Origin of the sequence: Clostridium sp., from assembly GCF_034179595.1 — a bacterium.
Lineage (GTDB): Bacteria > Bacillota > Clostridia > Clostridiales > Clostridiaceae > Clostridium.
Genome location: NZ_JAXFPT010000019.1, coordinates 1 through 4,130, shown reverse-complemented (window position 1 = coordinate 4,130; position 4,130 = coordinate 1). Strand labels below are relative to the sequence as shown.

General features: G+C 30.1%; 4 protein-coding genes. All 4 read left to right on the top strand.

Annotated features, from left to right (window positions below; translation table 11 throughout):
* The first annotated feature begins 1,564 nt into the window (after positions 1 to 1,564).
* Positions 1,565 to 1,690: a hypothetical protein gene (locus tag SPJ33_RS02315; protein WP_321116364.1), complete on the top strand. Its 126-nt coding sequence runs from the start codon at positions 1,565 to 1,567 to the stop codon at positions 1,688 to 1,690.
* Positions 1,691 to 1,703: 13 nt separating this feature from the next.
* A complete protein-coding gene (locus tag SPJ33_RS02310; RefSeq protein ID WP_321116363.1) occupies positions 1,704 to 2,129 on the top strand; it encodes a terminase small subunit in 426 nt (141 codons plus the stop codon).
* Between the two features lie 255 nt (positions 2,130 to 2,384).
* On the top strand, positions 2,385 to 3,083 hold the full coding sequence (locus SPJ33_RS02305; protein ID WP_321116362.1) for a recombinase family protein: 699 nt from the start codon (positions 2,385 to 2,387) through the stop codon (positions 3,081 to 3,083).
* A partial coding sequence (locus tag SPJ33_RS02300) for a terminase (protein WP_321116361.1) occupies positions 3,043 to 4,130 on the top strand: 1,088 nt, incomplete at its 3' end. The genes SPJ33_RS02305 and SPJ33_RS02300, both read left to right, overlap by 41 nt.

Here is a 4,130-nt window from a genome sequence, read left to right as displayed (position 1 = left end):
AAAGTTAGAAGAACTCTAATTATAGATAAACTTTTGATGTAGTACCAGTACAAGAAAAGCTTAAACTATAACTATATTCAATTGAATAAATTGAGTATACATTATTTTTAGAGAGATTTCAAGCCTTTTAGTATTGCATAGTACTAATAGGCTTTTTTTAATGCTTATAGGTATTAGGTCATAAGGCTAAGGGAACATAGAAAAACCTTATAAAAAATAATCTATGGTTAGCCACCGACTAGAAAGCAGGCTCGGTGTTAAGTATTGCTTACTATATACTTAGCAACGTCAGAAGGGTACATATGACCTTTTTAAATATTATATGGGTTGGTTAGCTTAGGTTAGAAATAACGGACTTATAACAAGCTTTTAAGTGTATTCTATGGGCTAAGAGTAGAATATTAAAGTTATAAGATAACAAAGTAAGTAATAATACTAAGATACAATAGCGATATACAGTAGTATTATTTGTTTACCTCGAAAAACAGGGGTAAACTATACCCTAAAACGTGTCCATGCTCAACCAGTAGTATATATGAATCTTAATTAAAGTAAATACTATATTTAAAGTATAGAGTTGGATAGTAACTAAAGTTTAAATCAAGTAATAGAAAAACAGATAGAAAAGTAAGTAAAAGCTAGTAATAGCAAGGCTTACAGTAGATTTATAAATTTAAATAGAATTACATTCTAATAAGTAGAAGGATAGCAGAAAGTTAAAATTATAATTTCAATGGATAATGAATAAGATCCATGAAGTTGGACAATAATTATAATACCTTTTTTATTTTTTATTTTATTATAGATTTAATCTTATAATAATTACTCAAGTTAAGAGATAGCCTTAATTGGTTATCTTTTTTTATTTGGGCAACGGGGTATGCAAAAACGTAAATAATTATATTTTTATATCAATTTTGGATAAATCAAATTTTGCATTATCAAAATAATGAGGTGCAATTTTTTCTCGCCCTTGTATTAAGGGTACTTTAGTACCTGTTACTATTAGGTGACAAGGTGGAGTGTCAGCTTTATGGTGTCATCAATTTGGAGTTTTGTCATAAGTGTCATTCTTATTTGCAAATAATTTACTGAAACGAATTGAGATTTTTTAAAAATGACAAAGGTGTCAGATGATGACATTTAATTTTTGAAAGTGTCACTTCTCGGAACTGTTGAAAACACTAGCTTTAAGGGTGCTATGACAGTAATGACAATTATTATATTAACATTAGTAAAAAAATATATAAAATATATAGAATACAGTATATAACGTATAAAAAAGGGTCTATAAGAAAAGTGGTGTCAAATGTGACATTTGTGTCATCATTGTTTTTTCTTAGAATTATTGACAAATATTTGCAGTAGTAAGGCATAATTATATAGTATAATGTATATAGTGGTTAGCACTAGCACTTAGGTATTACTTAGGTGCTTTTTTTATTGCAATTTTTAAGATGTGAAAGAAGGTGAAATAATGAAGGTAAAAAGCAGAGTATTTTATTTTAATACGAACTGGAATGAGTATAACGAATTGGTATGTGCTTGTTTAGTTAGTAAAAAAATGTGCAATTGTAAAGAGTGCGAAGAACTGGAGTTAACATTGAAACCATTTGAAGACATTGAAGAAGTTGCAAGAAAAGCTAGAAAGTATAAGCGTGTTAACGGAAGAATGAGACAAATTGGTTAGGAGGTGAATATATATGCCAGCAGGAAGACCAAAGAAATGGAAAAGTCCTAAAGAGTTACAAGATCAGATAGATGCATTTTATGAATGGTGTGCAGCTAATGATAAAAGAATAACTGTTAGCAGATTAGCATGGTGGCTTGAAGTGGATAGAAATACGTTACTTAGATATGAGAAAGCTGATGAGTTTAATTGGTTGAGTAGTATAAGTGAAGAAGAAAGACAAGAATTCAGTCGCACGATTAAAGAAGCTAAGAGAAGGATAGAGAGTGAATATGAAGAATTGCTTTACACAAAAGGTTCTAATACTGGAGCAATATTCACGCTAAAGAATAACTATGGTTGGGTAGATAAGCAAGAGATAGTAAATGCTGATAAGAAATCTATTGGCGATATGACTGAAGAAGAACTTAATAGAAGATTAGAAGAGTTAAAGGGTTAATAGTATAGTATCAAAAAGTATACTTATGATACCTTTAAAATTCTAACGTAATTAAGCCATTTTTCAGGCATAAAATTGATAGAAAAAGTACCAAAAAAAGGTGTTGACATTTTGATACCTTGTTAATATAATATAACTAAGATGTGAAAATAAATCCCAGTCTATTGAGACGGGGGGAGGGTGAACTGGTTCTAATTTCGCATTAAAAAAGCCCTCACAAAAATTTTCACAAATTTTAAAAAACGAGGTGTCAAGATGTTATACTTTGCTTATCACAGAACAAGTACTGAAGAGCAACATTTAGATAGAGGTCTAAATGAAATAAATAAATATATTAAAGATAATGGAATTGAAGTTGTAAATATTTATACAGATCAATGTACTGGTAAAAACTTCAATAGACCAAATTATAAAAAGATGCTGGAAGACATGAAACTGGCAAAAAAGATTAATCCTAAAGAAAAGATTGCTTTAATTGTAACGGAGCTTGATAGACTTGGAAGAAATAAGCAACTTACTTTACTGGAAATCAGAAAAATGCAAAATGACGGTGTAAGGTTAATGGTATTAGAAATTCCTACTACTTTAACAGACTACAGTCATTTAAAGGATAACAACACGGCTTTAATGATGATGGAGACAATTAATAATATGCTAATTGAAATGTATGCATCATTTGCGCAAGCTGAATTAGAGAAAAAAGAGAAAAGACAAAAAGAGGGTATTGCTGCAAAGAAAGCGCGTGGCGAATGGGATGATTATGGCAGACCTAGAATTGTCAGTAAAGCTGATTTTGCAAAATACTATGAAAGAGTTTTAAGAAAAGAATTAAGACCTAAAGAAGTCATGGAATTATTAAACATTCCAAAACCTACTTACTATAGGTATGCAAAAGAATATAAGGAGAGTTTAGATGCTAACAAAGCAACAGAAAATAGAAATACTAGAACTTAGTAGACAAAAGAAAATACTGCAAGCTAGAAAATCATTCTGGTGTTTTTGTAAAGCGATTGCACCAGACTTCTATAAGGAAGATAGAGCTTATTTAAAAGACCTTGCAAATACTCTGCAAGATATTTATGAAGGCAATCTTATTAATCCGAAAACTAATAAACCTTATAAGAACCTTGCACTTTCAATTCCACCTAGACATGGAAAGTCAAGGACTGTAGGGCTTTTTACAGCGTGGATTATAGGCAAAAATATTCATAACAAAGTTATGACGTGTTCTTATAATGAAATAATAGGAACTGATTTTAGTAGAAACTGTAGAGATTTAATAACAGAAGAAAGAACTGATGAACTTGCAATTGTTTATACTGATATATTTCCCGATATTGAAATTAAAAAAGGAAATTCTAGTGTAAATAACTGGACTGTTAAAGGTGGATTTAATACCTACTATGGCGGTGGTTTTGGTTCTTCTTTTACTGGAAAAGGTGCTACAACTTTGATTGTAGATGATCCTATTAAAAATGCAGAAGAAGCTATGAATGATAACACTCTAGAAGGTATTTATACTCAATATACAGATACTTTGATGTCAAGAGTTGAAGGTGACGGAATTACTATTATTATTCAAACAAGATGGAGTAAAAAAGACCTTATAGGAAGGGTATTAAGTTCTGATAATGCTGATAGCTGGTATGAAGTTAGTTTAAAGGCTTATGATGGTAAAAAAATGCTATGTGATAGTATTTTGAATTATGAAAAATATCAAATGCTTAAAAATTCTATGAGTGATTTAATCTTTATGGCCAACTACAATCAGGTATGTATTGATGCAAAAGGTGCATTGTATCAGAAATTAAAACACTATGATGAAATTCCAAAAGATGAATACGGGAATAATGATTTTGAGAGTATAGTTGCTTTTTGTGATACAGCTGATAGAGGGGCTGACTACTTAGCTTTAGTAGTTGCAGGAGTTTATCAGAAAGAATTATATGTACTAGATATTCTTTATACTCAAGAACCTATGACTGTAACTGAAAATCTAGT

Excerpts from the sequence above, each read along its gene's own strand:
- SPJ33_RS02310 (WP_321116363.1), top strand. The coding sequence starts at position 1,704 with ATGCCAGCAGGAAGACCAAAGAAATGGAAAAGTCCTAAAGAGTTACAA.
- SPJ33_RS02315 (WP_321116364.1), top strand. The coding sequence starts at position 1,565 with ATGTGCAATTGTAAAGAGTGCGAAGAACTGGAGTTAACATTGAAACCA.
- SPJ33_RS02305 (WP_321116362.1), top strand. The coding sequence starts at position 2,385 with ATGTTATACTTTGCTTATCACAGAACAAGTACTGAAGAGCAACATTTA.